We start from the raw sequence: 1,451 nt of genomic DNA on the forward strand, positions 1-1,451 counted from the left end.
TTCCTACCATCCAAGTTGCCATCCAGCTGACGAATATAAAACCTTAACCGCGATGCATCATCATTTTGTGCCACAATATTGATTTTTAATTGCGGTTCATTATTCAATTCAAATTGACGACTATTGATACTGACATGATTCACTTGAGCCATTGGCGTAGCAATATAGCCCAATACCCCAAATACTAGGATGATGACCTCAATAAGTCCTTTACGCATATATATGTTGCCCTATCTCTTTGATGACACTTAGAGGTAAACTGATCCGCAATCCACTATCGAATTGAAAAATGATGAAGTCTTATGCCCGTGTTTGTTGAAGTCGCCTTACCCGTCCCATTACGCAGAAACTTTAGCTATCGCGTAAAAGACGAACAACAAGCAGGATTGCAAATCGGTCTTCGAGTAAAAGTCCCTTTTGGCCCTCAACAACTCATCGGCTTAATTACTGCTATTACTGACAGCTGTGACTTAGCACCGCAACAAATAAAATCGGTAACTGCAGTACTAGATGATGCCCCATTGTTACCCGATTCGCTATATAAATTAACCCTCTGGGCCGCCCGGTATTACTTTACCACTCAAGGACAAATGCTCAGCCAAGCGTTGCCTGTCGCATTGAGAAAAGGCCTCGAAGCGGCGCCGCAAGCGGTGGTTGAATATCATTTAAGCCCCGAAGGGCGCAATGCTGATTCTAGCGTATTAAAACGTGCTCCAGCACAGAAAAAACTGTACGAGTTATTGCTTGCAAACCCTATCAGCCAAGATGATTTCACCACCCAACAATTAAGCAAAGCGGCATTAAAAGCATTAGAACAAAAACAATGGATTGAACGGCAACAAAAAGTACTCAGCCATGATTTAAGCTGGCGCCAACAGCTTATTATGAATGAGTCACCTCATAAGTTGAACAAACAGCAAGCCGTCGCAGTATCAGTGCTTACTCAACAACAAGGGTTTCATTGCACCTTATTAGAAGGCATTACTGGTTCGGGTAAAACCGAAGTCTACCTCACCTTGCTTGAGACAATTTTAAAACAAGGTAAACAAGCACTGATCCTCGTGCCTGAAATTGGCTTAACACCGCAAACCATTAATCGCTTCAAGCGTCGTTTTGAAGTCAATGTTGCCGTGATACATTCCGGATTAACCGATAATCAACGCCTAGAAGCTTGGCGTCAGGCTCGTGTCGGTGAAGCAGCAATTATTATCGGCACTCGCTCAGCACTCTTTACCCCAATGGCTTATCCAGGGTTAATTATTCTTGATGAAGAGCATGACAGTAGCTTTAAGCAACAGGAAGGTGTGCGTTATCACGCGCGTGACTTGGCAGTAATGCGTGGGCATCTTGAAGATATTCAAGTGGTATTAGGCTCCGCGACACCATCATTAGAAACCTTACAAAATGCGCTATCTGGCCGCTATCATCACTTGGAACTGAGTGAACGCGCT

Annotated in this window: 1 protein-coding gene and 1 pseudogene; one reads left to right on the plus strand and one right to left on the minus strand. The window is 43.8% G+C overall.

Features of this window, described 5'->3' with window-relative positions; all coding sequences use genetic code 11:
* A pseudogene (locus CXF78_RS00355) lies at nucleotides 1-218 on the minus strand (hypothetical protein); the annotation flags it as partial.
* A gap of 84 nt (nucleotides 219-302) precedes the next feature.
* On the opposite strand from CXF78_RS00355, the gene priA reads away from it, so the two are divergent.
* A partial coding sequence (gene priA / locus CXF78_RS00360; protein ID WP_102035670.1) for a replication restart helicase PriA occupies nucleotides 303-1,451 on the plus strand: 1,149 nt, incomplete at its 3' end.

This window comes from Shewanella sp. 11B5 (assembly GCF_002836795.1).
Classification (GTDB): domain Bacteria; phylum Pseudomonadota; class Gammaproteobacteria; order Enterobacterales; family Shewanellaceae; genus Shewanella; species Shewanella frigidimarina.